This window comes from Streptosporangium sp. NPDC000239, assembly GCF_040300765.1.
Classification (GTDB): Bacteria; Actinomycetota; Actinomycetes; order Streptosporangiales; family Streptosporangiaceae; genus Streptosporangium.
Genome location: NZ_JBEPEI010000002.1, coordinates 299,583 through 324,465, shown reverse-complemented (window position 1 = coordinate 324,465; position 24,883 = coordinate 299,583). Strand labels below are relative to the sequence as shown.

The 24,883-nt window shown below is 70.3% G+C and carries 21 protein-coding genes; 6 read left to right on the top strand and 15 right to left on the bottom strand.

The window, feature by feature from the left end; genetic code table 11:
- Positions 1-124 precede the first annotated feature (124 nt).
- From ABT340_RS07000 to ABT340_RS06975, 6 genes are all read right to left on the bottom strand, one after another.
- Positions 125-658, bottom strand: a complete 534-nt coding sequence (locus ABT340_RS07000; RefSeq protein WP_352009746.1) for an LmbU family transcriptional regulator — start codon at positions 656-658, stop codon at positions 125-127.
- 377 nt (positions 659-1,035) lie between these two features.
- Positions 1,036-4,308, bottom strand: a complete 3,273-nt coding sequence (locus ABT340_RS06995; RefSeq protein ID WP_352009745.1) for a chitinase C-terminal domain-containing protein — start codon at positions 4,306-4,308, stop codon at positions 1,036-1,038.
- Between the two features lie 326 nt (positions 4,309-4,634).
- Positions 4,635-5,828: an SfnB family sulfur acquisition oxidoreductase gene (locus ABT340_RS06990; protein WP_352009744.1), complete on the bottom strand. Its 1,194-nt coding sequence runs from the start codon at positions 5,826-5,828 to the stop codon at positions 4,635-4,637.
- A 102-nt stretch (positions 5,829-5,930) separates the two neighbouring features.
- Positions 5,931-7,148 (bottom strand): acyl-CoA dehydrogenase family protein, encoded by a 1,218-nt coding sequence (locus ABT340_RS06985; RefSeq protein ID WP_352009743.1) that lies wholly within the window; start codon positions 7,146-7,148, stop codon positions 5,931-5,933.
- Between the two features lie 62 nt (positions 7,149-7,210).
- Positions 7,211-8,344, bottom strand: a complete 1,134-nt coding sequence (sfnG, locus tag ABT340_RS06980; RefSeq protein ID WP_352009742.1) for a dimethylsulfone monooxygenase SfnG — start codon at positions 8,342-8,344, stop codon at positions 7,211-7,213.
- Positions 8,345-8,597: 253 nt separating this feature from the next.
- Positions 8,598-8,681 (bottom strand): putative leader peptide, encoded by an 84-nt coding sequence (locus ABT340_RS06975; RefSeq protein ID WP_352010167.1) that lies wholly within the window; start codon positions 8,679-8,681, stop codon positions 8,598-8,600.
- Between the two features lie 401 nt (positions 8,682-9,082).
- On the opposite strand from ABT340_RS06975, the gene ABT340_RS06970 reads away from it, so the two are divergent.
- Together ABT340_RS06970 and ABT340_RS06965 are read left to right on the top strand one after the other, a co-directional pair.
- Positions 9,083-9,817, top strand: coding sequence for a pyridoxamine 5'-phosphate oxidase family protein (locus ABT340_RS06970; RefSeq protein WP_386194072.1), 735 nt, complete (start codon positions 9,083-9,085; stop codon positions 9,815-9,817).
- A gap of 4 nt (positions 9,818-9,821) precedes the next feature.
- Positions 9,822-10,952: a globin domain-containing protein gene (locus tag ABT340_RS06965; protein WP_352009740.1), complete on the top strand. Its 1,131-nt coding sequence runs from the start codon at positions 9,822-9,824 to the stop codon at positions 10,950-10,952.
- Here ABT340_RS06965 and ABT340_RS06960 read toward each other — a convergent pair.
- The 5 genes from ABT340_RS06960 to ABT340_RS06940 form a co-directional block, all read right to left on the bottom strand.
- Positions 10,947-11,765 (bottom strand): MBL fold metallo-hydrolase, encoded by an 819-nt coding sequence (locus ABT340_RS06960; RefSeq protein WP_352009739.1) that lies wholly within the window; start codon positions 11,763-11,765, stop codon positions 10,947-10,949. The two genes, ABT340_RS06965 and ABT340_RS06960, sit on opposite strands and share 6 nt — an antisense overlap.
- Before the next feature lie 39 nt (positions 11,766-11,804).
- Positions 11,805-12,035: a hypothetical protein gene (locus ABT340_RS06955; protein ID WP_352009738.1), complete on the bottom strand. Its 231-nt coding sequence runs from the start codon at positions 12,033-12,035 to the stop codon at positions 11,805-11,807.
- Positions 12,035-13,180 (bottom strand): inorganic phosphate transporter, encoded by a 1,146-nt coding sequence (locus ABT340_RS06950; protein WP_352009737.1) that lies wholly within the window; start codon positions 13,178-13,180, stop codon positions 12,035-12,037. The genes ABT340_RS06955 and ABT340_RS06950 overlap by 1 nt, the downstream gene beginning before the upstream one ends.
- Positions 13,181-13,280: 100 nt before the next feature.
- Positions 13,281-13,940 carry a response regulator transcription factor gene (locus ABT340_RS06945; protein ID WP_352009736.1) on the bottom strand — a complete coding sequence of 220 codons (660 nt, stop codon included), beginning with the start codon at positions 13,938-13,940 and terminating at the stop codon, positions 13,281-13,283.
- Complete coding sequence (locus tag ABT340_RS06940) at positions 13,913-15,187, bottom strand: sensor histidine kinase (RefSeq protein WP_352009735.1); 1,275 nt, start codon at positions 15,185-15,187, stop codon at positions 13,913-13,915. Before ABT340_RS06940 ends, ABT340_RS06945 begins: the two co-directional genes overlap by 28 nt.
- A 134-nt stretch (positions 15,188-15,321) precedes the next feature.
- Here ABT340_RS06940 and ABT340_RS06935 point away from each other — a divergent pair, with 134 nt between their 5' ends.
- On the top strand, positions 15,322-15,936 hold the full coding sequence (locus tag ABT340_RS06935) for a class I SAM-dependent methyltransferase (RefSeq protein WP_352009734.1): 615 nt from the start codon (positions 15,322-15,324) through the stop codon (positions 15,934-15,936).
- 3 nt (positions 15,937-15,939) lie between these two features.
- Here ABT340_RS06935 and ABT340_RS06930 read toward each other — a convergent pair whose 3' ends face one another.
- A complete protein-coding gene (locus ABT340_RS06930; RefSeq protein WP_352009733.1) occupies positions 15,940-16,833 on the bottom strand; it encodes a serine/threonine-protein kinase in 894 nt (297 codons plus the stop codon).
- Positions 16,834-16,857: 24 nt separating this feature from the next.
- Positions 16,858-18,753, bottom strand: a complete 1,896-nt coding sequence (locus tag ABT340_RS06925) for an N-6 DNA methylase (protein WP_352009732.1) — start codon at positions 18,751-18,753, stop codon at positions 16,858-16,860.
- An 84-nt stretch (positions 18,754-18,837) separates the two neighbouring features.
- On the opposite strand from ABT340_RS06925, the gene ABT340_RS06920 reads away from it, so the two are divergent.
- Complete coding sequence (locus tag ABT340_RS06920) at positions 18,838-19,635, top strand: PP2C family protein-serine/threonine phosphatase (protein ID WP_352009731.1); 798 nt, start codon at positions 18,838-18,840, stop codon at positions 19,633-19,635.
- A 49-nt stretch (positions 19,636-19,684) separates the two neighbouring features.
- Here the strand turns inward: ABT340_RS06920 and ABT340_RS06915 are convergent, their stop codons facing one another.
- Positions 19,685-20,515: a phosphoribosylaminoimidazolesuccinocarboxamide synthase gene (locus ABT340_RS06915; RefSeq protein ID WP_352009730.1), complete on the bottom strand. Its 831-nt coding sequence runs from the start codon at positions 20,513-20,515 to the stop codon at positions 19,685-19,687.
- Between the two features lie 368 nt (positions 20,516-20,883).
- A complete protein-coding gene (locus ABT340_RS06910; protein ID WP_352009729.1) occupies positions 20,884-21,645 on the bottom strand; it encodes a PP2C family protein-serine/threonine phosphatase in 762 nt (253 codons plus the stop codon).
- Positions 21,646-21,872: 227 nt separating this feature from the next.
- Between ABT340_RS06910 and ABT340_RS06905 the strand changes: the two genes are divergently transcribed.
- Together ABT340_RS06905 and ABT340_RS06900 are read left to right on the top strand one after the other, a co-directional pair.
- Positions 21,873-23,456 (top strand): peptide chain release factor 3, encoded by a 1,584-nt coding sequence (locus tag ABT340_RS06905; protein ID WP_352009728.1) that lies wholly within the window; start codon positions 21,873-21,875, stop codon positions 23,454-23,456.
- A 268-nt stretch (positions 23,457-23,724) separates the two neighbouring features.
- Complete coding sequence (locus ABT340_RS06900; RefSeq protein ID WP_352009727.1) at positions 23,725-24,876, top strand: DUF5685 family protein; 1,152 nt, start codon at positions 23,725-23,727, stop codon at positions 24,874-24,876.
- The last annotated feature ends 7 nt before the right edge of the window (positions 24,877-24,883 follow it).

Below are 24,883 nucleotides of genomic sequence, written 5' to 3'. Positions count from 1 at the left end.
CGCGCTCGGTCGGGCCTGGAGAGACCGTGGACATGACGGGAGCGCCGGGCCGGAAAACGAGAGGGGAAGGCCGTTCGCCCCCTGTTGAGATTTACGGACGGTGTCGTCCGCCCGGATGGTTCGTTCAGCCGAGAAACGCGGCGGCCGCGGTGTCGAGTTGTTCGACGATCCAGGATTCGAGGCTGGTCTGCGACTGGCCCGCGACCTCCTGGTAGCGGGCGATGCGGTCGGCGCCCAGCCTGAGTTCGAGTGAGACCCGCTTTCCTTCGGCCTCTGGTTTCTCCTGGCGGAGGGCGGCGAGGTTCCGCCTCAACCGGTTACGTGTCCATCCGTTCCGCTGCGCCTGGTCGAGCCAGTGGTCCTGCTCCTCGGGAGGCAGTGACGCCACCTCCGCGTGGTGCTGGAAGCTCAGCCCGTCGCGTCTGCGGGAGAGGTCGACCCTCCTGGAGACCCAGGCGTAGTTGCGAAGTGTCTGGTAGTCGAGGCCGATGGCCTCGATGGCTTTTCGGTATCTGTCGGTGTAGCGGGACCGGCCGTAGGCGAGCCAGTCGCCGAGACACCATGTGGAAGAGTTGGCGACCGCGGAAATCCGGAAACCGGCCTTCTCCCAGAGTTCGTAGGGCAACTCCGCTGGGATGCGAAGACCGACGGGGGTCACCTGGACGCCTCCGTAGGCGTCGTCGGAACCCCTGTGATGATTCTTTTCTCCGATGGAATTCCTTTTCGGTTGGATCCGGGTCGCGCCTTTCGTTGCACCTGGGCGCCCAGCCAACACGTCCTCCCTGATATGAACAGGCGGAACAATATTTTAACTAATACCAGATTGCCACTCATGTTGTAAAGCTCGGTCAATATCACCGTGAACCGTGTTTTTGAGTGCGCATGCAATGTGGGTTGTGGGGCGGTCTTATTGGCTTCCGACCCAACAGGTAAGCAATCTGGATAATGCTGGATAAGGGCGGAAAAACATTCCGCCCGGCCGTGTGGCCGGGCGGAACGTGTCAGCGAAGGTGCGGTTCCCGGATCACCGGGAGATCACCGCGGGTTGTCGGCGGCCATCCGGTAGGACTTCCCGCCGAAGGTCACGACGAAGTTGGACGGCGTCGCGATGGGCAGGTCGTATCTGAGCTGGACCTCCTTCGACTGCCCCGGGGCGATGCTCTCCCAGGTCGGAACGGTCAGCCGTATCCGATGGAAGTCGCCCTTGAGGCCGCCGACGTTCGGCCCGGTGTGCCCGGTCGAGACCACCGAGAGCGTCCAGCCCGTCTGCTGGGTCATGGTCGCCGGGGCGGAGGTGCCGTAGTCGAACTCGATCGTGGCGCCGCCGGGGATCGTGGTCGTCGAGTTGTTGGTGAACTTGAACTTGGGGGAGATCGGGTAGTTGGCGTCGCCGACCGCGAAGCCGTACAGCTCGGCCTGGACGTTGAGGGTCTCGGTCGGCATCGTCCTGGTGCCGGCCTTCAGGTTCCCGTACGGCGCGGCCGTCTTGAAGGTGTTGTAGATCTTGGTGGTGAGGGTGTCGCCGATGAAGTACTCGCCCTTGCCGCCGTCACGCTCGGGGTAGTACTTGTAGTCGCCGGCCAGCTCCCAGATCATGATGCCGCCCATGCCCTTGTTGGCCACGTAGTCGGCCTTGGCCTGGATGGACTGGTCGTCCTCGGTGGACAGGTAGACCTTCTTGTCGTTGTTCCACAGCCACGGGGCGACCATGGAGGAGGAGTACTTGCGGACGTAGGTGCCCGAGATGCGGTCGGTCGGGTCGGTGTCCGGGGTGAGGCCGTACTGGGTGATGTAGCTGCCCTGCTTGCCCTCCTGCAGGTTCTTGAAGTGCCAGACCGGGTTGACGCCGGCCGGGACTTCCTTGCCCGCCTTGTCCAGGTCGTGCCAGAGGTTGTCGATGCCGATGGCGCCGTCACCGCACGGCACCTTGGAACCGATCTTGCCGCCGGTGCCCTCGGGGCAGTTGTTCTGGTCCGGCAGGTCGGAGGTGCCCCAGAGGCCGTCCGTGCCTCCGGTGACGCGCTGCCATCCCCGGCTGTAGTAGCCGACGCCCAGGTTGATCCGGCCCGCCTGCATCGCGCCTCGCAGGTGGTGGAAGGCCCAGTCGCCGTTCATGTAGCCGATGCCGCTGTAGGTGCCGTAGACGTTCCAGTACTTCATCTCGGCGTCGCTGCCGTCGTCGTAGAGGGCCTGCAGCGGGCCGACGAAGTGGTTCCACGCCCCGTGCAGGTCGTAGGTCATCATGTTGGCGTAGTCGAGGTACGGGGTGACCTGGTAGGTCTCGCTGCCGCGCAGGATCCAGCCGGAGGCGGTGGTCGCCGCGGTGAGCAGGTAGTACTTGCCGTCGGCCGCGGCGGCGGCGTCCAGCTTCTGCCGCAGGGTCTTCATCAGGTTGACGTAGCCCGCCATCAGCGTCGCCCGGCGCGGGTTGGAGAAGCTGAAGTCGTCGGGGTTACCGGCGTTGGGGGCGGAGGTCGCGTACTCGTAGTCGATGTCCACACCGTCGAAGCCGTAGTCCTTCATGAACTTCACGGCCGAGTCGGCGAAGGTGTTGATGCTCGACTGCGAGCTGGCCATCGTGTAGAAGCCGCCGGAGGCCTGCCGGACGCCGTTGTCGTCGATGTAGCCACCGGTCTCGGCCCAGCCGCCGATCGACAGGATCGTCTTGACGTTGGGGTGCTGCTTCTTGAACTTGTTGAGCTGGTTGAAGTGGCCCTTGTAGGAGTAGGCCGGGTCCATCTCGGCCCCGGCGACGCCCGGCCACTCCATGCCGATGGAGGGGTTGTTCGCGCTGGGGGAGCCCACGGAGACCTTGCCCTGCCCGTCGATGTGGGCGAAGGCGTAGTTGATGTGGGTGATCTTGTCCCAGGGGATGTCCTTGGCGAGGTAGGACGGGGAACCGTCCTTGCCGGTGCGCCAGCTGGTGAAGTAGCCCACCACGCGGCGCGGGTGGTCGGCGCCCATCTTCTCGCGCCCGTTGTTGTCGTAGACCGTGCAGTACGGCACGCCGGTCACGCCGGGAGACTGGTAGAGGCCGTCGGGACGGCAGGCCGACTGGTCGGTGGGCAGCTTGTCGGTGCGGCCGGTGACCGTTCCGGAGAAGTCGGACTGGTTGCCGACGGCGTCCTTCGCCCGGACCTTGAAGGTGTACTCGGTGTCCTCGGTCAGGCCGCTGACGGTCGCGGTCGTACCCGGCGGGGTCCCGGTCACGACGGTCGCGGAGGAGTTGCCGTTGTAGACCTCGTAGGAGACGACGCCCTTGTTGTCGGTCGAGGCGCCCCACTGCAGGGTGATGCTGGTGTTCGTCTTGCCGGTCACGGTCGGCGTGCCGGGGGTGGTCGGCGCCTCGGTGTCCGGCTTGTCGGTGCGGGCGGTGACGGTCCCGGAGAAGCCGGACTGGTTGCCCGCTCCGTCCTTGGCGCGGACCTTGAAGGTGTACTCGGTGTCGGCGCTCAGCCCGTTGATCGTGGTGGTCGTGTTCGGCGGCGTCCCCGTCACAGTGGAAGCCGACGAGTCACCGTTGTAGACCTCGTAGGCGGTGACGCCCCTGTTGTCGGTCGAGGCACCCCACTGCAGGGTGATGCTGGTGGTCGTCCTGCCGCTCACGGTCGGCGTGCCGGGGGTGGTCGGCGCCTCGGTGTCGGGGGTGTCGTCCTTGAGGGTGCGGACGGTGGTCGAGGGGGAGGAGGCCGACTCCTGGCCCGCGGTGTCCTTCGCCTTGACGGAGAAGGTGTACTCGGTGTCGGGCGTGAGGCCGTTCACCGTCGCGGAGGTGGTCGCCACCGAGGTGACCTTGGAGGTGCCCTGGTAGACGTCGTAGCCCGCGACGCCCTTGTCGTCGGTCGAGGCGGCCCAGGTCAGGGCGACGCTGTTGGTCGTCGGCGTCGCGACGGGCTTGCCCGGCGCGGTCGGCGGGGTGTCCGGCGGCGGGCCGCCCTCACACGGGTTGCCGTTGATCTTGCAGTTGGCCGGCGGGGTGGTCGGCCCCATGCCGACGAAGCCGAAGCTGTTGCCGCCCGTGCTTCCGCCCGCGGGAACGTTGGCGTTGCCGCTGCCGGGCTTGACGGTCACGTGGCTGCCGCTGATGGTCGGCGTGCCGTTCCACCAGTTGCCGATGGACTGGCCGGAGTTGAGGTCGAATTCGAGGGTCCAGGTGGTCGCCGCCGAGTCGCCGGCGTTCTTCACCTCGTACGTTCCTTGCCACCAGGTACCGCGGTCGGAGGCGGAGAACTTGGCGGTCAGCGATGCCGCGGCGTGCGCGGCGGGCGCACCGACCGCGGCCATTCCCGCCGTTGCGGCCGCGTACATGACCGCAACGGCGACTGCTCTCCATGAACGGAGACGGGACATCGTGCTTCCTCTCTGGCGAAGCAGCTAAAAAGGTGTCCCCCGAGATAGTTCGCGCGCGCGTGTGACCTTCCCGGCGGGCGGGTGAATCCGCTCGTCAGGGAAGCAACAAACAAGAAACCTTCTTATTTAATTCGGGAAGCTACTCGCGCTGACATACACCGTCAACCCTCGGTTTTTCTATATGTCCGGACATATCCATCCGGACACCGGGGATTACGGGCCACGAAGATCCCGTACGGCGCGCGACCGCGGAGGACGGTCCAGAGAGGGCGCGCCGGAGAAGGTCAGAGCAGGCCGTGCCGGGGCGGCAGGGTGCCGTTGAGCAGGTAACGCCCGATGTGCTGCACCTTCCACCTGGCCGGGTCGTGCAGGGTGTGGGTCCTGGCGTCCCGCCAGAAACGGTGCAGGTTGAGGCCGTCCAGCGCGGAGCGGGTTCCGGCCAGCTCGAACAGGGCGCCGCCGATGTCGACCGCGGCGCTCGCGGCGAAGGCCTTGGCGGCGGCCACCGCGATGGACGCCTCGGCCGCGCTTTCCTCGGTGAGCCCGGCCCCCGGCGTGCCCGCGGCGTCCACGGTCCTGGCGGCCGTCGCCAGCAGCGCCTCGGCCGCGCGCAGCTGAACGCCCAGCTCACCGAAGCGCTGGATGAGCAGCGGGTCGTCGGCCGCGCTCTCGTGACCGCTCTCGAACCAGGGCCTGCTCCTGGTGCGGACGAACTCGGCGGCCTCGGCCAGGGCCGCGGCGGCGATCCCCACGTCGATGGCGGTGTGCAGCAGCTGGGCGACCGCGCCGTGCAGCTGCGGCCCCTGGAAGGTCAGGTGGTGCGGCACCACCCGGTCCGCGGGCACCTCGACCCGGTCGAGCTTGACGGTCCCGCTCGCCGTGGTGCGCTGACCCATGCCGTCCCAGTCGTCGACGACGGTCAGCCCCCGCGCCTCGCGCGGCACGTAGGCGACGTGGAGCGTGTCGTCCTCGGCACGGGCGAGCACCGGGATCCAGTGCGCGAACAGCGCCCCGGTCGAGTAGTGCTTGACGCCGCTGAGCAGGAACGAGCCGTCCGGCGCCGGGACGAGCCTGGTACGGATGTCCTGGACGTGCCTGGTGCCCGCCTCCGACTGGGCGTTGCCGAACCTGCGTCCCGCCAGCACCTCGGCGAAGAAGAACTCCCGCTGCGCCGGGGTGCCCTGGCGGCGCAGGACGTTGACGTAGACGAAGTGGCTCTGCGGGATCTGCGCCAGGCTCGGATCGCCGGAGGCCAGCAGCCGGAAGACCTCGGCCAGTGTCTCGTGGCGGATGTCGGCGCCACCGTGGTCGGCGGGAACGGTGACGCCGAGCAGCCCGCTCGCCGAGAGCCGCTCCACCTCGGCGTGCGGGAGCTTCCTCGCCGAGTCCCGCTCGGAGGCGCCCGCGCGGAACTCGGCGGCCAGCCTCCCGGCCGTCTCCAGCGCCTCGGCGTCGTCGGCGATCACATGAGCGGTCACGGCGGGATCTCCAGGGGGTCGGTACAGGGAGAACCGGGGCGTGCCCGGTCGTGGCCGTCCGTGTCGGCCACGACCGGGCCCGCGGTCACCGGCGCGGAGGGGTCAGGAGTACCAGGTCGGCTCGGGAATCTCGCCCGTCAGGACGAAACGCCCGACCTCCCGGCGCTTGTAGGCGACCGGGTCGTGCAGGGTGTGGGTGCGGACGTTGCGCCAGAACCGGTCCAGGCCCTCGGCGCTCGTGGTCGCCCGCGCGCCGGTGACCTCGAAGATCCGGCCGGTCACCTCAAGGGAGACCTCGGTCGCCACGGCCTTGGCCGCCGCGACCCGCACCTCGAACTCCCCGCGCGCCGCCTCGGTCACCGCGTCCGGGTCGCCGTGCAGCCTCTCACCCTCCTCGGCGATCCGGTCGGCCAGCGCCTCGGCCGCCCAGAGCCTGGAGGTCAGCTCGCCGTAGGCGTCGATGACGTACGGCTCGTCCACCGCGTTGTCGTGTCCGCCGTGCAGCCAGGAACGGGACCTGGTCCTGGTGTATGTCGCGGCCGTCTCCAGGGCGCCCGCCGCTATGCCGAGGTAGAGGTTGACGAAGACGAGCTGGATCGTCGGGACGTTGAGGGTGTTGTAGACGCGGGGCTGGAACACCCGGTCCACGAAACCGGCCGCCGAGGCCCATGGGGTCCGGACGCCGTCGAGGGTGACGCTGCCGCTCTCGGTGAGCCGCTGGCCGATGTTGTCCCAGTCGTCGTGAAAGGTCAGCCCCGGGCTGTCGGAGGGCACGATCGCGAAGATGTGCGTCTGCGTCCCGTCGAGCACCCCTTCCAGGACGGTCACGTCGGAGACCTTGCTGCCCGTCGAGAAGGACTTGCGCCCGGTGAAGACCAGGTCGTCGCCGTCCTCGGTGACGACGACGTCGTTGTCGCGTGGGTTGACCGCGCCGCCGAAGAACCACCGGTTGCGCGCGGCCTCCGCCTCGACGTGCTCCCACTGCTCACGGGTGCCGACCAGCCTGGCCGCCCAGTTCCACAGGTAGTGGTAGCCGAGCAGCTGGCCGACGGAGCCGTCCGCCTTGGAGATCTCACGGACGACGCGGTAGGCGGTCGGCCAGTTCTGGCCCCCGCCCCCGTGCTCGGCGGGCCCGAGCAGGGTGACGAGCCCGGAGTCCTTCAGCAACCGGACCTCGGCGTACGGCGTCGCCGCGGCCTTGTCACGGGCGGCGGCGTCGGTCGAGAGCACGGCGGCCACCTCGGCGGCCCGGTCGATCCAGCCCCGCGGGCTGTCGGGGAAGGGCTCTGTCTGCCAGGCGGAAGGAGTGACGGCGGTCATGACGGACCTCTCGTTCGGGCTGACGGTCGTGGGTTCGCTGTTCCGGGGGGCTGGTGGTGCGGTCAGGAGCCGAGCGTGGCGGGCTCGCTCTCCTTCCCGGGCAGCCGGGACTCCAGCTCGCGCACGAGCGGCAGCACCCGCCTGCCGAAGTACTCGACCTCCTCGTGGTAGTGCAGGAAGCCGAGCAGCAGGAGGTCGACGCCGAGCCGCCGGTAGGCGACGATGCGCTCGGCGACCTGCTCGGGGGTGCCGATCAGGCCGGTGCGGAACCCGTCGTTGTACTGGACCAGGTCCTCGAAGGTCGAGTCCTGCCACATCCCCCTGCCGTCGGCGGTCGAACGGCCCGCCTGCCTGACGGCGTCGCCGAAGTCGCGCACGGCCTCGGTGTCGGCCTTGGCGACGATCTCCCTGAGGGTCTCGCGGGCCTCGGCCTCGGTGTCGCGGGCGATGAGGAAGCCGTTGAGACCGAAGCGGGGCGGGCGGCGCCCCACGCCCTCGGCGGCGGCGCGCACGTCCGCGAGCTGCTCGGCGACGCCGTCGAAGTCCCTGCCGTTGCTGAAGTACCAGTCGGAGACCCGGCCCGCCATGGCGCGGGCGGCGGTGGAGTTGCCGCCCTGGAAGATCTCCGGGTGCGGACGGCCCGCGGAACTCAGCGGCTTCGGCTTGAGGGAGAAGTCGCGGATCCGGTAGAAGTCCCCGGCCAGCTCGGCGTGGTCCTCGGTCCAGATGGCGCGCAGGGCGCGGATGAACTCCTCTGAGCGGCGGTAACGCTCGTCGTGTTCGAGCCACGGCTCGCCGAGGGCGGTGAACTCGCCCTTGAACCAGCCGCTGACGACGTTCACCGCGAACCGGCCGCCGGAGAGGTGGTCGGCGGTCGCGCCGAACTTGGCCAGCACCCCCGGATGCCACAGGCCGGGGTGGACCGCGGCGATGACCTTCAGCCGCCGGGTGGCCAGCAGCAGGGCCAGGCTGAATCCGGTCGACTCGTGCTGGTACTCGGCGCCGTAGCCGGCGATGTAGCGGACCTGGCTCAGGGCGTAGTCGAAGCCGTTCTCCTCGGCGAGGACGGCCAGGTCACGGTTGTACTCGTAGCTCCAGTCGGTGCGTTGTTCGATCCGGCTGGTGACCAGGCCGCCGCTGACGTTCGGCACCCAGTAGGCGAATCGCACGGGTTCTGTGGAGGGTGGTGCGGACATCGAAAGGCTCCCGGCACATGGAGGGAGGGCATGACGGAGAAAACCGGGTGGTCGTCGTTCACGGCATGGGGAAATACCGTTCACGACGGACGGGAAAAGAGGGTCGGGAAATTGGCATGGCGAATTCACATGCGATGCCGTACCGCTTGGAAGGGGAATTCCGAAGGCGGTTGGGAAGAGGGGCGACGCCGTGAACGCCAGGCGGAGAAAGGGGGAAATGCCTGGTGGGAGGGGGTGAGAGGGGGAAGGGCTCTCAGGACCGGGGACGACAGATGGCGCTGGAGACGCGGGCGAGATCGACGTGCCGCCGCCGCGTCAGGGCCTGTCGCTTCGTCATGCGAGTAAGAGTAGCCGAGTCGTCACCGGCAGTCGAGAAGCTGTTTGTTTTTTCTCTCCTGTGTTTTTTGTTAATTTCGGCGAAACACGTGTGACGACCGGGCTCGGGGCGGGGCCGTCACAAGAAGTTGGCGAGGCCGTGTTTGGTCGCACGGGCATCGGGTACCGGGGACGGCTGTGGCTGAAGTGGCCGATGTGACAGCCGAAGGAAAGTTTCGTAAACATTCAAGACATGCACGATTTGTGGTCTAGGCTCCAACGCCTGTGTGGGCAAGGAGCGGGCACGGAGCGGGCACAGACCTCCTCCGGCGGCTCCCGCCGGAGGCAGGACCGGCGCGTGCCCATGTCACAGATCGCGTCGCGGACCACGGGTCCGCGATGGATGGGAGCGATGTCGAGTTGATGGACCAGTACACGCCGCGCGGCGGCCTGGACGACGGGGACCACCTCCCCGGTTCGAGGGGGGAACACGTGCTCCAGCTCCTGTTCGCCACCCGCGACAGGGCGAAGAGGTTCTACGAACGCCAGGTCACCGACCGGCTGACGCCGCGGATGAGGGAGTTCGTGGCCCGCCAGGAGATGGTCTTCGTGGGTACGGCCGACGCCTCGGGAAACTGCGACACGACCTTCCGCGCCGGCCCTCCCGGATTCGTCAGGGTCCTCGACGAGACCACGCTCGCCTACCCGGAGTTCCGCGGCAACGGCGTGCTCGCCAGCCTCGGCAACATCATGGAGAATCCGCACCTCAGCCTGTTGTTCGTCGACTTCTTCGAGGAACTCGTCGGGCTGCACGTCAACGGTTCGGCGACCATCGTCACCGCCTACGACGCGGCCCGCCGTCACGGCCTGGCCGACGAGGACATGACGGCCCCGGGCCGCAGGGCCGAGCGCTGGGTCAGGATCGAGGTCGAGGAGGCCTACATCCACTGCTCGAAGCACATCCCGCTGCTGGCCAGGCAGGAACGCGGAGGCCGGCACGGAGCGCGGCGCAGACCGGCGGGGGAGGACCACTTCGGTGTCGGCCGCCGTGGAGAGCGGCCCGTCGAAAGGGAGAGATCCGTCGACAGAGGGCTGCCCGCCGAGAGGGAGTGGCCCGCCGAGAGGGAAAGGGAAAAGGCGGGGAAGCCGGCCGGGTGACGACATGATGATCGACATCGGGCTGATCCGCCACAGCTGGCTGCTCGTCGCCCCCGTGGCCGAGAAGGTCACCATGCACTTCTACGGCAGGCTCTTCTCCGAGTATCCGCAGGTGAGAGAGATGTTCCCGCCCGCGATGGACGTGCAGCGCGACCGGCTGCTCAAGGCGCTGACCCAGGTGGTGCTCAGCCTGGAGAACGGTGAGCCGCTCGACGACTACCTCGGCCAGCTCGCCAGGGACCACCGCAAGTACGGCGTGCGCCCCGAGCACTACCCCGCGCTGGGCCACTGCCTGGTGGCCGCGATGCGGGCCAACGCCCACGGCGCCTGGCTGCCCGCCTACGACGAGGCGTGGATGAACGCCTACCGTTACGTCGCCGAGGTGATGATCCAGGCCGCGGAACAGGACGCCGTCCACGCGCCGCCCTCCTGGATCGGTACGGTCGTCTCGCACGAGATGCGCACCAGGGACATCGCCGTGATCAACGTCGAGCCCGACCAGCCCTACCCCTTCAGGGCGGGTCAGTACGCCACCCTGCAGACCGGGCAGTGGCCCAAGGTGTGGCGGCCGTACTCGATCGCCAACGCGCCCAGGCACGACAACCGCCTGTCCTTCCACGTGCGGGCCGTGCCGGGCGGATGGGTCAGCACGGCGCTGGTCCGGCACACCCAGCCCGGCGACATCGTCCTGATCGGCCCGCCGAGGGGGACGTTCTCGCTGAACGACGCGCGCACCCCGCACCTGGTGTTCCTGGCGGGCGGCACCGGCCTCGCCCCGCTCAAGGCGCTCGTCGAGGAGTCGGCGTGGTCGCCGGAGCGCCCCTCCATCGACCTCTTCCACGGCGTACGGCACAGCTCCGAGGCCTACGACATGCACGACCTGCGGCGCCTGCGGGCGCAGCACAAGCGTCTGCGGATCATCCAGGCCGTCTCCGACGAACCCGAGCACTGGCCGAGGCACACCGCGGTCGACGCCCTCGAATACCACCGGGTCATCCCCGACGGGGACGTCTACGTGTGCGGCTCGCCGGAGATGGTGCGCCACACGACCGCGCGGCTGCTGGCCATGGGGGTGCGCGGTGAGCGCGTGCACAGCGAGTTCAGCGGGGAGGCCCCCAGCTTCGTGCCCTCATGACACACGGTCAAGGGCGGTGAGGGTCGTCTCGCGCGGATAGGGCGACAGCCGTACGGCGTGCTCCCGGTCCAGCTCGCCCGAGGCGACCCGGCGGCAGAAGTCGGCGACGGCGGCGATCTCCGCGCGCTGGGCGACGACGAACCCGCGCCCGACCGGGTCGCCGTGGCCGGGAACGACCGTCGTCGCCGCCGTGGTCCCGGGCAGCCCGAGCAGTCCGTCGAGGGCGGCGGGCCACGCCAGGGGAGCGGCGTCCTCGTAGTCGGGCGGCGCGCCGTTCTCCACCAGGTCACCGGCGAAGACCACGTCCGCGTCCGGCACGTGGACCACGAGGTCGTTGCCGGAGTGGCCGGGACCGAAGTGGGCCAGCACGACCCTCCTGCCTCCGGCGACGAGTTCGGCCCCCGAGCTCACCAGGCGGTCGGGCAGCGCGATCTCCGTGCCCGCGATGTCGTCGGCGACGTCGTCCCGCCCCTGGTCGCGGTACCACCGCGCCCAGGTGTCCCTGGCCGCGCAACCGTTCGCCACCAGGTCGCCACGGCAGGCCTCGTGCGCCCAGACGGGGCAGTCGAGGAAGGCGCCCGTGCCGAAGCTGTGGTCGAAGTGCGAGTGGGTGATCACCACCGTCCACGGATCCGGGGTGATCCTCCGTACCTCGGCGGCCAGTTCTGCGCCCTGCCGGGCGTCGCCCCGCGTGTCGACCACCAGGCAGCCGCCGTCGCCGAGGACCAGCCCGACGGACAGGTCGAGCTCACTGTGCCGCCGCACCAGCACCCGGTCGGCGACCTCGATCCAACGTCCCTCCACGGACGGCATTCTCCCGTACGGCCCGCGCGGCCGGGCCGTACGGGAGGCTCATTTGTGCAGCATCACCCAGATGCCGAGGGCGACACCGCTCACGACGACCAGGAAACCGGCCACCGCGACGACCCAGCCGAGGGGACATCCGCCGCCTCCGGCCGAGGTGGGCCGGGCGGCGGCCAGACCGGCCAGGGCGACGGAGAAGACCGCGACGAGCCCCGCGCCACCGGCCAGGGCGGCGACCAGGACCCGCCACAGGGCGTCGAGGTCGAGGTAGGCGTTCATCACACGGCCTCCTTGACCGGGGCGGGGGTGCGTCCGGTCCACTCGTCGTTGACGTTGGCGGCGTTCACCGTGCTGCGGCGGGAGGCGAGGTAGAGGCCGAGGCCGCCGAGCAGCGCGAGCAGGAAGACGACGGTCACCCCGCCCGCCCCGCCGATGAGGTCGGCGCCCTTCCACGCGACGGCGCCGACCAGGGCGGCGGCGGGCAGCGTCAGCAGCCACGCGGTGGCCATCTGACCGGCCACGTTCCAGCGCACCTCGGCCAGCCGCTTGCCGAGGCCGGAGCCGATCACCGACCCGGCGCACACGTGCGTCGTGGACAGCGGGAAGCCGAAGTGGGAGGAGGCGAAGATGACCGCCGCCGAGGACCCCTCCGCGGCGAAGCCCTGCGGCGTCTCGATCTCGGTGAGCCCCTTGCCGAGGGTACGGATGATCCGCCAGCCGCCGAGGTAGGTGCCCAGGGCGATGGCGCTCGCACTGCAGACGATCACCCACAGCGGCGGTCCCGCGTCCTTGCCGAGGGTGCCGTTGGCGATCAGGGCGAGGGTGATGATGCCCATGGTCTTCTGGGCGTCGTTGGTGCCGTGGGCGAGCGAGACGAGTGAGGCCGACCCGATCTGGCCGATCCTGAACCCTCTGCCGCGGATGTCGTCGGGAACGTTCCTGGTGATGACGTAGACCAGGAAGGTACCGATGGTCGCGACCAGGATGGCGGCCAGCGGCGCCAGGACGGCGGGGATCAGCACCTTGGAGACGATGCCGACCGCCTTCACGGCCGAGGGGCCCGCGGCGATCAGCGTCGCCCCGACGACTCCGCCGATCAGCGCGTGGGAGGAGCTGGAGGGGATGCCGAAGTACCAGGTGAGGAGGTTCCAGGCCAGACCGCCCACGAGTCCGGCGAAGACGACGGTGAGGGTGATGGCTCCGGCCTCGACGATGCCGGTCGCGATGGTCGCCGCGACGGCCAGGGAGAGGAAGGCGCCGAGGAAGTTGAGGATCGCCGAGAGCGCGACGGCGATCTTGGGGCGCAGGGCGCCGGTGGCGATGGAGGTCGCCATCGCGTTGGCCGTGTCGTGGAATCCGTTGGTGAAGTCGAAGGCCAGGGCGGTGGCCACCACGACTCCCAGCAGTACGGTGTTGGAGTCCATAACAGCTGTATTGACCTTTTAGGTGGCAATGACCCTTAAAGTCCGGCCTTAACTGGAAAATTCATTCTTTATATGCCTGCTTGTCCACGGGCCATGGAGGTCAGCCGCGCAGGTAGGTCACCACGGCCAGGACCCTGCGGTGGTCGTCCTCGGCGGGCGGCAGGTCGAGCTTGGTCAGGATGCTCCCGATGTGCTTGCCGACGGCGGCCTCGGAGATCACCAGCCCCCTGGCGATGGCCGCGTTGGAACGGCCCTCCGCCATCAGGGCCAGCACCTCCCGCTCGCGCGGGGAGAGCCTGCCGAGCGGGTCACGGCGGCGGCGCAGCAACTGCCTGACCACCTCGGGGTCGACGACCGTGCCGCCGGAGGCGACGCCGTGCAGCGCGTCCACGAACTCCTCGACGTCGCCGACCCGGTCCTTGAGGAGATAGCCGACCCCGGTCCCGTCGCCGGAGTCGAGCAGCTCGCTGGCGTAGGTCTGCTCGACGTACTGGCTCAGCACCAGGACGGGCAGGCGGGGGTCGGCGGCGCGCAGCGTGACCGCGGCCCGCAGTCCCTCGTCGGTGAAGCCGGGCGGCATCCGCACGTCGGTGACCACGACGTCAGGGGCGTGCGCCCGTACCGCCTCGACGAGGCCGTCGGCGTCGCCGACCGAGGCGACCACCCGGTGCCCGAAGCGGGTCAGCAGCCCGGCGAGCCCCTCACGCAGCAGGACGCCGTCCTCGGCGAGGACTATGTCGAGGGGTCGGTCGGTACGCAAGGGATCTCCACACGTAGCAGGGTAGGGCCCCCGGCGGGGCTGGAGAGCATGAGCCTGCCGTCGACGACGGAGACGCGGTCGGCCAGACCGGCCAGGCCGCTGCCCCTGGCGGGGTCGGCGCCGCCCGTGCCGTCGTCGCCGACCTCGACCACCAGGAGGCCGCCGTCGAGACGGCCCTCGACCCGGGCGTGGGCGGCGCCGCTGTGCCTGGCCACGTTGGCCAGCGCCTCGGAGACCACGAAGTAGGCGACCGACTCGACGGCCTCGGGCAGGCGCGGCAGCGTGACCGAGACGTCGACGGGTATCGGCGACCGGTCGGCCACGTCGGCGACGGCGGCGGGCAGGCCCCGGTCGGTGAGGATCTGCGGATGGATGCCCCTGATCAGGTCGCGGATCTCGGCCAGGGCCAGTTTCGCCTGGCCGTGGGCCCGTGCGACCAGCTCGGCGGTCTCCTCGCCCTCCGTCAGCCTGGCCATGCCGAGCGTCATGGTCAGCGCGACCAGCCGTTGCTGCGCGCCGTCGTGCAGGTCGCGTTCGATCCGGCGCCGCTCCGACTCGAAGGCCGCGACCAGCCGGGTCCTCGACCGGGTGATCTCGGCGAGCCGCCGTCCCGCGTCGATCTCCTTCGGCGACAGCATCGCCCTGGCCAGCGCGCCGTGGGCCAGGGCGAGCAGCGTCAGCGGGTACAGGGCCAGCAGGAGCCAGAGCGAGCCGATGGCGAGCGCGGCCATCGCCGACAGGTCGTTGTCGACCAGCCAGAACCTCAGCACCCTGACGTCTCCCGTCTGCGAGCGCAGGGCGGGGGTCAGGACCATCGTGGCGGGCATGCCCAGGCCGAAGGTCACCGCCAGCAGCTCGATCGGCCACAGCACCGTGACCATCAGGACCAGGTAGCCGAGCTCCCGCCAGGTGGCCTGTTCCCGCAGCCGCAACCGCAGCCACGCGACGACCCCCGAGGACTCCGCGGCGCGGTGCGGGGTCGGGGCCGGGTCCGGGTCGATGATCCGCAGCCTGCGGCGTTCGAGCGCGGCCACGGGTATGCCGCCGAGGGCGAGCACGAGCAGCAGCGGCACGCCGATCAGCACCGCGGCCAGGACGGTCCCGGTGAACAGGCCCAGCAGGAAGACCACCAGGACGACCTCGCCGACGAGCACGCCGGTGACCAGGTAGGCGAGCGAGCGCCACGGCCAGGAGGTCAGCACCAGGTCCCACCGGGTGAGGGCCCGCCACGCCGCCGATGACTGCATCCGACGACACTACGTCCCCGGAGCGGAGGCCCCCAGGAGAGCAACCCCACTTATAGGGGTATAGCCAGATATACCCGGAAAACTAGGCTTTGGCGTCCTGTGTCCACGACCCCGGCGACGGTGTCATGGGGGCCATGAACCAGACAGCCGTACGCCCGGACCTGCGGGCCTTCATGTCGGCCGCGCTGCGCAGACAGCACGTCGTCGGCGCGATCGCGCCGAGTTCCCCCGTCCTGGGCAGGGCGCTCAGCGCGGTGGTCCCCACGGGGAACGCGTCGGTCGTGGTCGAGCTCGGCCCCGGCACCGGCCCGATCAGCGAGGTCATCCACGCGCGGCTGGCCCCCGGCTCCCGCCACCTGGCCGTCGAGATCGACCCCGACCTCGCCGCGCACCTGCGCAGGACCAGGCCGTGGATGGAGACCCTGTACGGCGACGCCGCCGACCTGGGCACCCTGCTGGCCAAGGCGGGGGTCGAGCGGGTGGACGCGGTCGTCAGCACGCTGCCGTGGTCGTTCTTCCCCGGTGACGTGCAGGAGCGCATCCTCGGCCAGATCAGCGGGGCCCTCGCCCCGGGCGGGGCGTTCACGACCGTGACCTACCTGCACGCGCTGCCGCTGGCCGGGGCGAGGGCGCTGCGCCGGCGGCTGCGCGCGGTCTTCGACGAGGTGCTGATCACCGGGCCCGTCTGGCGGAACATCCCGCCGGGGATCGCGTACGTGTGCCGCAGGCCGGTCGACGCGGCCCCCTGAACGTCAGGCCAGCACGCGGCCGACCATCCGGGCGTACATCCGCCCCGGGCTGGGCGCCGAGGGCGGGTTGAGGAAGCCGGGAAGCATCGGCGGGTTCACGGCGAAGGGCTGCAGCCGTTCGTAGAGGACGTCGGCCCCTGGGGGGCGCCGTTCGGGGTCCTTCTCCAGCAGGTCCTGGATCAGCCGGTTCAGCTCGGCGGGGACGCCGCCGACGGGGGGCGGGCGCTCCTTCACCTGGCGCTCGAACACGGCGTACTCCGTCGGGCCGGTGAACAACTGCTCGCCCGTCAGCATCTCGTGGATCACACAGCCCAGGGCGTACAGGTCGCTGCGGGGCCCGACGATCCCGCTCTGGATCTGCTCGGGGGCCATGTAGGCGGGCGTCCCGAGGATCTGCCCAACCCGGGTGAACTGGGCCGAACCGGTCTCACGGAGCACGGCCAGCCCGAAGTCCAGCACCTTGACGCTGCCGTCGGGGCAGAGCATCAGATTGGTCGGCTTGAGGTCGCGGTGGTAGATGCTCAGCGCGTGGGCCGCGACCAGCACCGCGCAGGCCTGCGCGGCTATCGTGGCGGCCCAGGGAACCGGCAGCGGGCCGTGCTCGCTGAGCAGGTCGGCCACGGTGACGCCCGCGATGAACTGCATCACCTGGAACAGCCGGTGGTCGAAGGTGCCGAAGTCGTACAGGACGGGCGCGCCGGGATGCTCCAGCCTGGCCAGGATGCGCGCCTCACGCAGGAAGCGCCGCTTCATCTCCTCGTCGGGACCCGTGACGAGCCGCAGGAACTTCACGGCGACCCTGCGGTCGAGATGCCTGTCGTGCCCCGCGTAGACGGCGCTCATGCCGCCCTGGCCGAGCGGGAGGTCGTCGAGCACGTACCGGTCGCCGATGACCATCCGGTCCTCCAAGCCCGCGGAACATCACACTCCTTGGTCGCACGGCCGCAGATGACCGTCGACCAGTCCGTCAAAGCCTAACCGGATCAAGGTTTCCCCCAGCGCCGCCGTCTCGCGCAATCTGTCCTCAAGGGCGAACAGCTCACGGAAGGCGGCGCCGTAACGGCGCTGCTCAACCAGGGGAAGCATCGGCACCCTGGCCCGCCGTACGTCGAGGCGGCTTGAGCTGGGATGGATTCGCGCCGCGTCCGCCGAACGGAGGAAACCGGCGAGGAAGTCCGCGTCGAGCCGCCCGGGATCGACCCGGTAGAGCGTGAGCTGCGGGCCGAGCGCGGCCCCGCCGTGCGTGACCACCCGCACCGCGCCCATGACGGTCGTCACGACGTCTCCGGGCGTGACCATGACCGGCGCCGGGTCAGGGGTCGTCCTGCCGGAGGGGGCGGTGCCCAGGGCGGCGTCCTCCGCGGTCAGCACCGGCAGCGGGCCCTTCTCGACGGACATCTTCGGCGGGGCCTGCAGGATCGTGATCAGGCCCGCCTTGACCAGCTCGCCCACCGTGGTCGTCGGCAGGTCCTGCCGTTCGGTGAGCGGTTCGAGGGCGAAGGGCGCGCCGGAGAGCCTCGCCGAGGTGCCCCTGAAGCGGTCGAGCGCCCCGGTGAAGTCACGCAGGAAGTCGGGGCCGCCCTGCTGGGGGCGGACGCGCGCCAGGCTGAGGTCCACCTCGTCGTCCAGCAGGTCGATGATCCGCACCGTACGGCTCTCGCCGGTCATCTCGGCCTCTGGGTCGTCGCAGTAGGCCCGCCAGGCGGGTTCGACGACCGACAGGTTCTCACTGGCGTCGACCACCAGAAGCTGGGAGGGGGGCCTCTCCCCGTCGGGACGGCGCAGCAGCCACAGGTCGGGGCCGCCCGCGCCCAGCGTGACCACCGCACGCAGCGCCCCGGCGCGCAGCAGGTTGCCCCTGATCCGCTTGCCGGGACGGCGGCTCGCCGCGGCGGCGGGCATCAGGATCGCCACCAGGCCGCCGGGCCGTACGCGGGCGAGGCAGTGCTGCACCCAGGCCAGCTCGGACTCCCCGCGCGGCGGCAGGCCGTACTCCCAGCGGGGGTCGCCGGTGAGCTCCTCGTAACCCCAGGCGCGCTCGTTGAACGGCGGGTCGCAGACCACGGCGTCGGCGGGCTCGTCCGACAGGCCGTCCTCGCGGAGCGAGTCACCCGCGACGATCCGCGCCCTCGTCCCCCGCAGCAGCAGCCTGACCGCGGTGAGCAGCGCGTTCGTCTCGTTGATCTCCTGGCCGAGGGCGTTCTCCGCATGCAGCAGAAGGGTCCCGACCCCGCAGGCCGGGTCCAGCACCGTTCCGCCGTCCTGCACGGCCAGCCGGTGCATGAGCGCGGCGACGTCGTCCCTGGTGACCGAGAGCCTGCGGGAGTGGGCCTCGACGTAGCGCTCGCAGAGGAACTCGAAGGCGGGCAGCGGCCCGAGCTCGGCGGACAGTTCGGCGACCAGGCGCAGCAGCGCGGGGTCGTCGACGCGTGCCGGGGTGCCGGGCAGGTCGGCGGTCACCTCGGCGATCCGGGACAGGGCTCGTCTGCCCTGCTCGCGCCAGGCCCGGGGCTCACGGTGCAGGAACAACAGGAAGGCCCCGGCGCCGCCGACCAGGTCGCCGAGGCGCAGGTCGTCGGCCGAGGTGCGCAGCCGCTGCCAGACCAGGTCACCGAGGGAGACCTCGAAGGTCTTGCCGTTACGGCGCAACCAAGCGGCGATCTCGGGCAGGGAGTAGAGCGGGCTGGAGGTGGTTCCGCCGACCGGCTGGGGGAAGTCGTCGTGGCGGCGGCGCCAGTTGCTGACCGCGGCACGGCCGACGGAGGCGAGCCGGGCGATGTCGCCCGCGTTCACCGTGATCTCCTGGCTCTCCTCCATACTGGGCCAGAGTAGTTCACTGTGCCGCAGCGGTCTACAACAGCTTTGCTTGTGAAGTGCTTCAACCAATGATTTACTGCCTTCATGGCACTGAACGAAGCACCGGCACTGCGCTATGCCGCCCGCTCGGATGTCGGCGTCCGCCGTGAGGCGAACGAGGACTCGGGCTACGCGAGCGCGCGCCTGCTGGCCATAGCGGACGGCATGGGCGGTCACGCCGGCGGGGAGGTCGCCAGCTCCCTGGCCGTCACGGCCCTGGCGGCACTGGACGACAGTCTCCCGCAGAGTGGCGTCGATCTGGTGACCACCATCAAGAACACCGCGCGGGACGTCAACCACGCGCTGAGGGAGAGGAGCGAGCAGGACCCCACCCTGCGGGGGATGGGAACCACATTCACCGCCATGCTCTGGGACGGCGCCTCCTTCGCGCTGGCCCACGTCGGCGACTCCCGCGCCTACATGCTGCGCGAGGGCGCCCTCTACCAGATCACCCACGACCACACCCTGGTCCAGTCGCTGGTCGACGACGGGCGGATCACTCCGGAGCAGGCGGCCGAGCACCCACGCCGCTCCATGGTGCTACGGGTCCTTGAGGGCACCGGGGACGGCGAACTCGACCTGTCGTTGCGCGAGGCCAAGGTCGGCGACCGCTACCTGCTGTGCTCGGACGGCCTGACCGCCGTGGTCGGCCCGGAGACCCTGTTCAACACGCTGACCGACATCGGCGACCCCGACGAGGCGGCCAGATGGCTCATCGACCTGGCCAACCGGGGTGGCGGGCCCGACAACATCACCTGTGTCGTGGCCGACTTCGGCGCCCACCCCGCCTCCGCGAACCGGTTCGTCGTCGGCGCCGCGGCGGAGCGAAGACTGTCCCTGTGACCGGTACGGCGGGCGGATCGGAGGCCGGCCCGCCGTACCGGACCTGGCACTACCAGGTCCTGCCGGTGATGCGCTCGTAGGCCTCGATGTAGCGGGCCCTGGTGATCTCGACGACCTCCTCAGGCACCTCGGGGGCGGGCCCCTTCTTGTCCCAGCCGCTGTTCGCCGCCCAGTCGCGGACGAACTGCTTGTCGTAGGAGAACTGCGGGCGTCCCGGCTCCCACTGGTCTGCGGGCCAGAACCGCGAGGAGTCCGAGGTGAGCACCTCGTCGCCGAGCACCAGCGTGCCCTCGGCGTCCCGGCCGAGCTCGATCTTCGTGTCCGCGATGATCACACCGCGCTCGCGTGCCAGCTCCGCGCCGCGCCGGTAGACCTCAAGGGTGATCCGGCGCAGCTCCTGCGCGGTCTCCGCGCCCTCCCGGGCCACCACCTCGTCGAAGGTGATGAACTCGTCGTGCTGCCCGAGCGGCGCCTTCGTGGTCGGCGTGAAGATCGGCTCGGGGAGCCTGGAGCCCTCGACCAGGCCGGGCGGCAGCTCGACCCCGGAGACCGCGCCGGTCGCCTGGTACTCCTTCAGGCCCGAGCCGGTGAGGTAACCCCTGGCGATGCACTCGACCTGCACCATCTCCAGCCGCCTGCACCGTACGGCCCGGCCCTCGAACTCGTCGGGCACCTCGGTGGCGGAGATGACGTGGTTGGGCACGACGTCGGCGAGCTGCTCGAACCACCACAGCGAGAGCTGGGTGAGGATCCTTCCCTTGTCGGGGATGGGCGTGGGCAGGATCACGTCGTAGACCGAGACCCGGTCGGAGGCGACCAGGATGATGTCGCCCCGGTCCTCGTAGACGTCGCGGACCTTCCCTGAGTGGAGAAGCTTCACTGTTCCCTAATCCCCTGAGATCGCTCGGCACGATGGCCGCGATGGCGGCACCGCCCGCTGGTTGACACGTGTCCGCCCGGCCCGGTGGGAGGCTGATCGGCACCAACAGCGTAGTCGCAGGGGTGAGAACCGGGGCGGCGGGCCTTGCGCGCCCCGGCCTCGGGGCCTCAGGCGGGCCGCGTGATCATGATGGCCAGCCCGACGAGGATCACGACGGGGATGAGCCACACGATCGCCTCGATGGCGAACTCCTTGTACACGACGGACATCCCTTCGAGGGTGACGATCGTTGCGGGAACGCTGAGCACCGACGATAGCGCCTGCCCCGCGCCGCGACCAGAACCCTCGGAAGGCCGTCAGGAGGGGTCTCAGGAGGGAATCGCCGAGCCGACGACGACCGGTTCCTCGGAGCCGGGTCCCTCGACGACCTCGGCCACCACACAGGTGATGTTGTCCGGGCCGCCCGCCTCGCAGGCCAGGTCGATGAGCTGCCGCGTCACCTCGGAGAGGTCGTCGACCTCGGCCAGCACGTGGCGCAGCCGCTCGGCCTCGACGACCCCGGACAGGCCGTCCGAGCACAGCAGGTAGCGGTCGCCGACCTCGGCGTCCCGCAGCGACAGGTCGGGGTCGGCGTTGTCTCCGCCGTCGAGGACCTGCAGCAGGATCGACCGGTGCGGGTGCCTGGCGGCCTCCTCCGGGGTGATCCGGCCGTCGTCGAGCAGCGTCTGCACCAGGGTGTGGTCGTAGGTGATCTGGTAGAGGTCGCCGTTGCGCAGCAGGTAGGCGCGGGAGTCGCCGATGTGGGCCAGGGCCACCCGGGGGCCGTCCCAGAGCATCATCGTCAGCGTCGTGCCCATCCCGGTGAGGGACGGGTCCTGCTCGACGAGCTCGCGCAGGCGCTGGTTGGCCCTGCGTATCCCGGCCTCGGCCGCGGCCGCCAGGTCGGCGGAACACTCGTGGTCCAGGTAGGCGACCGCGGCGATCGCCGCCGAACTGGCGACCTCCCCGCCCACGTGGCCGCCCATGCCGTCGGCGACGGCGAGCAGCCGGGCGCCGGCGTACCCGGCGTCCTCGTTGCCCTGGCGGACACGGCCGACGTCGGAACCGGCTGCGTAGCGGAGCGTGATCATCTGCACACCACTGGAAGGTCGAGTTGCACGAGCGGGTCGCTTTCGGGCGGTGGAATCGGCACGGTCGAACCGAGATGTTCCACAATCCACTTAACACCATGGTGGCGCAAGCGGCCTGTGGAAGTGTCGTCACATCCTTTGGGGGTCACCGTGGCGCGTAAGCTGTTTCGGCTCCCCGCACACGTTGCCGGGAGCCCCACCACCCCGGACGGCGAGGAGCTGAGGAAATGACCGCGGTCACGCAGGAGGCGGGGCGGCGCCGTACGTTCGCGGTGATCAGCCACCCCGACGCGGGAAAGTCCACGATGACGGAGGCGCTCGCGCTGCACGCCTCGGCGATCAGTGAGGCCGGTGCCGTGCACGGCAAGGCCGGCAGGCGTGGCGTCACCTCCGACTGGATGGACATGGAGAAGGCCAGGGGCATCTCCATCACCTCGGCGGCCCTGCGGTTCGAGTACCGCGGCCACATGTTCAACCTGGTCGACACCCCGGGCCACGCCGACTTCTCCGAGGACACCTACCGGGTGCTGGCCGCCGTCGACTGCGCGGTCATGCTGCTCGACGCGGCCAAGGGCATGGAGCCGCAGACCCTGAAGCTGTTCGAGGTCTGCCGCCACCGGCGCATCCCGGTCATCACGTTCGTCAACAAGTGGGACCGTCCCGGCAGGGAGGCCCTTGAGCTGCTCGACGAGATCCAGGAGAAGACCGGCCTGCGGCCGACCCCGATCACCTGGCCGATCGGCACCGGTGGCTTCTTCCACGGGGTGATCGACCGCGTCGCCGAGCAGGCGGTCCGCTACACCCGGACCCCCGGTGGGGCGACCAAGGCCATCGAGACCCTGCTGACCCCCGAGCTGGCCACGGCCGAGCTCGGCGAGGACTGGGAGCGGGCCAGGGACGAGGCCGACCTGCTGTCGGCGATCGGCTCCGACCACGACCAGAAGGCCTTCGAGGCCCACGAGTCGACCCCGGTGCTGTTCGGCGCCGCGCTGAACAACTTCGGCGTCGGCCGCCTGCTCGACGCCATGGTGGACATCGCCCCGGCCCCGGCGCCCCGCCCTGACGTCAAGGACGACCCCCGCCCGCTCGACAAGCCGTTCTCCGGCCTGGTCTTCAAGGTGCAGGCCAACATGGACCCCTCGCACCGCGACCGGATCGCCTTCGTCCGGGTCTGCTCGGGGCGCTTCGAGCGCGGCATGGTGCTGACCCACGCGGCGACGGGCCGTCCCTTCGCGACCAAGTACGCCCAGTCGGTCTTCGGCCAGGAGCGCGCCACCATCGACGAGGCCTTCCCCGGCGACGTGGTCGGCCTGGTGAACGCCACCGCCCTGCGCCCGGGGGACACGCTCTACGACGGCGTCCCCGTGGAGTTCCCCAAGATCCCCAGCTTCGCGCCCGAGCACTTCTGGACCGCCCGGTGCCGTGATTCGAGCAGGGCCAAGCAGTTCCGCAAGGGCATCGACCAGATGGAGGCCGAGGGCGTCGTCCAGGTCCTGCGCTCCGACATCAGAGGAGACCAGTCGCCGGTGCTCGCCGCCGTCGGCCCGATGCAGTTCGACGTGGTCAAGCACCGCCTGGCGGGGGAGTTCAACACCGAGATCGTCATGGACAGGCTCGACTACAGCCTGGCCAGGATCACCGACGCCGAGTCCGCGCCCATCCTGGCCCGTCAGCGGGGTGTCGAGGTCCTCACCCGGGCGATCGACGGAGAGCTGCTCGCGCTGTTCAGCGACGAGTGGCGCATGCGCGGCGTGCTGCGTGACCACCCGAACCTCGTGCTCAAGGCCCTGCTCGCCGACACCCGGGGCTGAGCCGCCCTACGAGCCGCCGAAACGGCCCCGGGTCTCGATGGATCACATCGGGCGCGCCGGGGCCGCTGAAGGCCGCTGGAGGCGGGCGTAGGGGCCCTCTGTCGCGCCGTCTATCGGAGAATGGGCGGCCATGTCCGCGCCTGGTGCGATATATCCCCACAAGACGGCCAAATGGGGCATCCTTATCGCCGGAGCGCCTGTCCACCGGGGGGGGTAGGGCGGTGGCTCGCGTGCCGTGCGACGGCGGCCGTGTGACAGAGGGAAGCAGATGTTCGGAATCGTCCGCCCGTGCCGCCACGGGATGTGCAACGGGTTGTTCAAGGAGTGGATGGCGCACCTGTGCGGGCTCTGCCTGGCTCTGCGTGACGAGCACGGCCACCTCTCCCGGCTGGTCACCAACTACGACGGCCTGCTCGTCTCGGTGCTCACCGAGGCCCAGGCCGTCTCCTCCTCCCCGCACCGCAGGGCCGCGGCGTGCGCGCTGCGCGGCTTCAAGGGCGCCGACGTCGTCGAGGCCCAGCAGGGGGTACGGCTCGCGGCGGCGGTCTCGCTGATCCTGGCCGCGGGCAAGATCGGGGACCACGTCGCGGACGGGGACGGCGCCTACGCGCGCAGGCCGGTCGCGGCCGTCGCGGGCCGGGTCGCCACCCGCTGGTCCGCGGCGGGCTCGGGTACGGCCGTCGCGGTCGGCTTCGACCCCGAGGTCCTGGTCAGGGCGGTGGCGGAGCAGACCAGGCTGGAGGGCGTGCCGGGGCTGCGGCTGCTCGAACTGACCGCCCCGACCGAGGAGGCCGTCGCCGCCGCCTTCGGGCACACCGCCCTGCTCACCGGCAAACCGCACAACCAGGAGGCGCTGCGGGAGGCGGGACGCCACTTCGGCCGCCTGGCCCACCTGCTCGACGCGGTCGAGGACCTGACCGAGGACCGTGCCCGGGGCGCCTACAACCCGCTGATCGCCTCGGGGACCGGCCTGGCCGAGGCCCGGCGCCACTGCGACGACGCGCTGCTCGGGCTGCGCCTCGCCGTCGCCGAACTCGACCTGGAACGGCGGACCCTGGTCAGGGCGCTGCTGGTCAGGGAGACCGCCCGCTCCGTCGAACAGACCTTCGCCCTGGCCGGGCAGCGGGGGAGACCGGGCCACAAGGACCCCAAGACCCCGCACCACGACCGGCCCCGCGACCCGAGGCTCAAGCCCGACCCCGGCGGCCTGCTGTCGATGATGTGCGCGGCGATGGCCTGCTGCACCTGTGGCCTGTACCGGCCCCCGTGGGATGAGGACCGGTACAAGTCATGCGGTGAGCGGTGCGACGCCAGCGGCTGCGACTGCTGCGGGAACTGCGGCGACTGCGGAAGCTGCTGTGACTGCTGTGGCGGCGACGGGTGCTGCGGCGACGGCTGCGGTTGCGACTGCGGCTGCTGACGGAGCG

Bases quoted from the DNA above. Each gene is read 5' to 3' on its own strand.
- ABT340_RS06995 (WP_352009745.1), bottom strand. From the start codon at position 4,308: ATGTACGCGGCCGCAACGGCGGGAATGGCCGCGGTCGGTGCGCCCGCC.
- ABT340_RS06985 (WP_352009743.1), bottom strand. From the start codon at position 7,148: ATGACCGCCGTCACTCCTTCCGCCTGGCAGACAGAGCCCTTCCCCGAC.
- sfnG (WP_352009742.1), bottom strand. From the start codon at position 8,344: ATGTCCGCACCACCCTCCACAGAACCCGTGCGATTCGCCTACTGGGTG.
- ABT340_RS06975 (WP_352010167.1), bottom strand. From the start codon at position 8,681: ATGACGAAGCGACAGGCCCTGACGCGGCGGCGGCACGTCGATCTCGCC.
- ABT340_RS06970 (WP_386194072.1), top strand. From the start codon at position 9,083: ATGGACCAGTACACGCCGCGCGGCGGCCTGGACGACGGGGACCACCTC.
- ABT340_RS06965 (WP_352009740.1), top strand. From the start codon at position 9,822: ATGATGATCGACATCGGGCTGATCCGCCACAGCTGGCTGCTCGTCGCC.
- ABT340_RS06960 (WP_352009739.1), bottom strand. From the start codon at position 11,765: ATGCCGTCCGTGGAGGGACGTTGGATCGAGGTCGCCGACCGGGTGCTG.
- ABT340_RS06955 (WP_352009738.1), bottom strand. From the start codon at position 12,035: ATGAACGCCTACCTCGACCTCGACGCCCTGTGGCGGGTCCTGGTCGCC.
- ABT340_RS06950 (WP_352009737.1), bottom strand. From the start codon at position 13,180: ATGGACTCCAACACCGTACTGCTGGGAGTCGTGGTGGCCACCGCCCTG.
- ABT340_RS06940 (WP_352009735.1), bottom strand. From the start codon at position 15,187: ATGCAGTCATCGGCGGCGTGGCGGGCCCTCACCCGGTGGGACCTGGTG.
- ABT340_RS06935 (WP_352009734.1), top strand. From the start codon at position 15,322: ATGAACCAGACAGCCGTACGCCCGGACCTGCGGGCCTTCATGTCGGCC.
- ABT340_RS06930 (WP_352009733.1), bottom strand. From the start codon at position 16,833: ATGGTCATCGGCGACCGGTACGTGCTCGACGACCTCCCGCTCGGCCAG.
- ABT340_RS06925 (WP_352009732.1), bottom strand. From the start codon at position 18,753: ATGGAGGAGAGCCAGGAGATCACGGTGAACGCGGGCGACATCGCCCGG.
- ABT340_RS06920 (WP_352009731.1), top strand. From the start codon at position 18,838: ATGGCACTGAACGAAGCACCGGCACTGCGCTATGCCGCCCGCTCGGAT.
- ABT340_RS06910 (WP_352009729.1), bottom strand. From the start codon at position 21,645: ATGATCACGCTCCGCTACGCAGCCGGTTCCGACGTCGGCCGTGTCCGC.
- ABT340_RS06905 (WP_352009728.1), top strand. From the start codon at position 21,873: ATGACCGCGGTCACGCAGGAGGCGGGGCGGCGCCGTACGTTCGCGGTG.
- ABT340_RS06900 (WP_352009727.1), top strand. From the start codon at position 23,725: ATGTTCGGAATCGTCCGCCCGTGCCGCCACGGGATGTGCAACGGGTTG.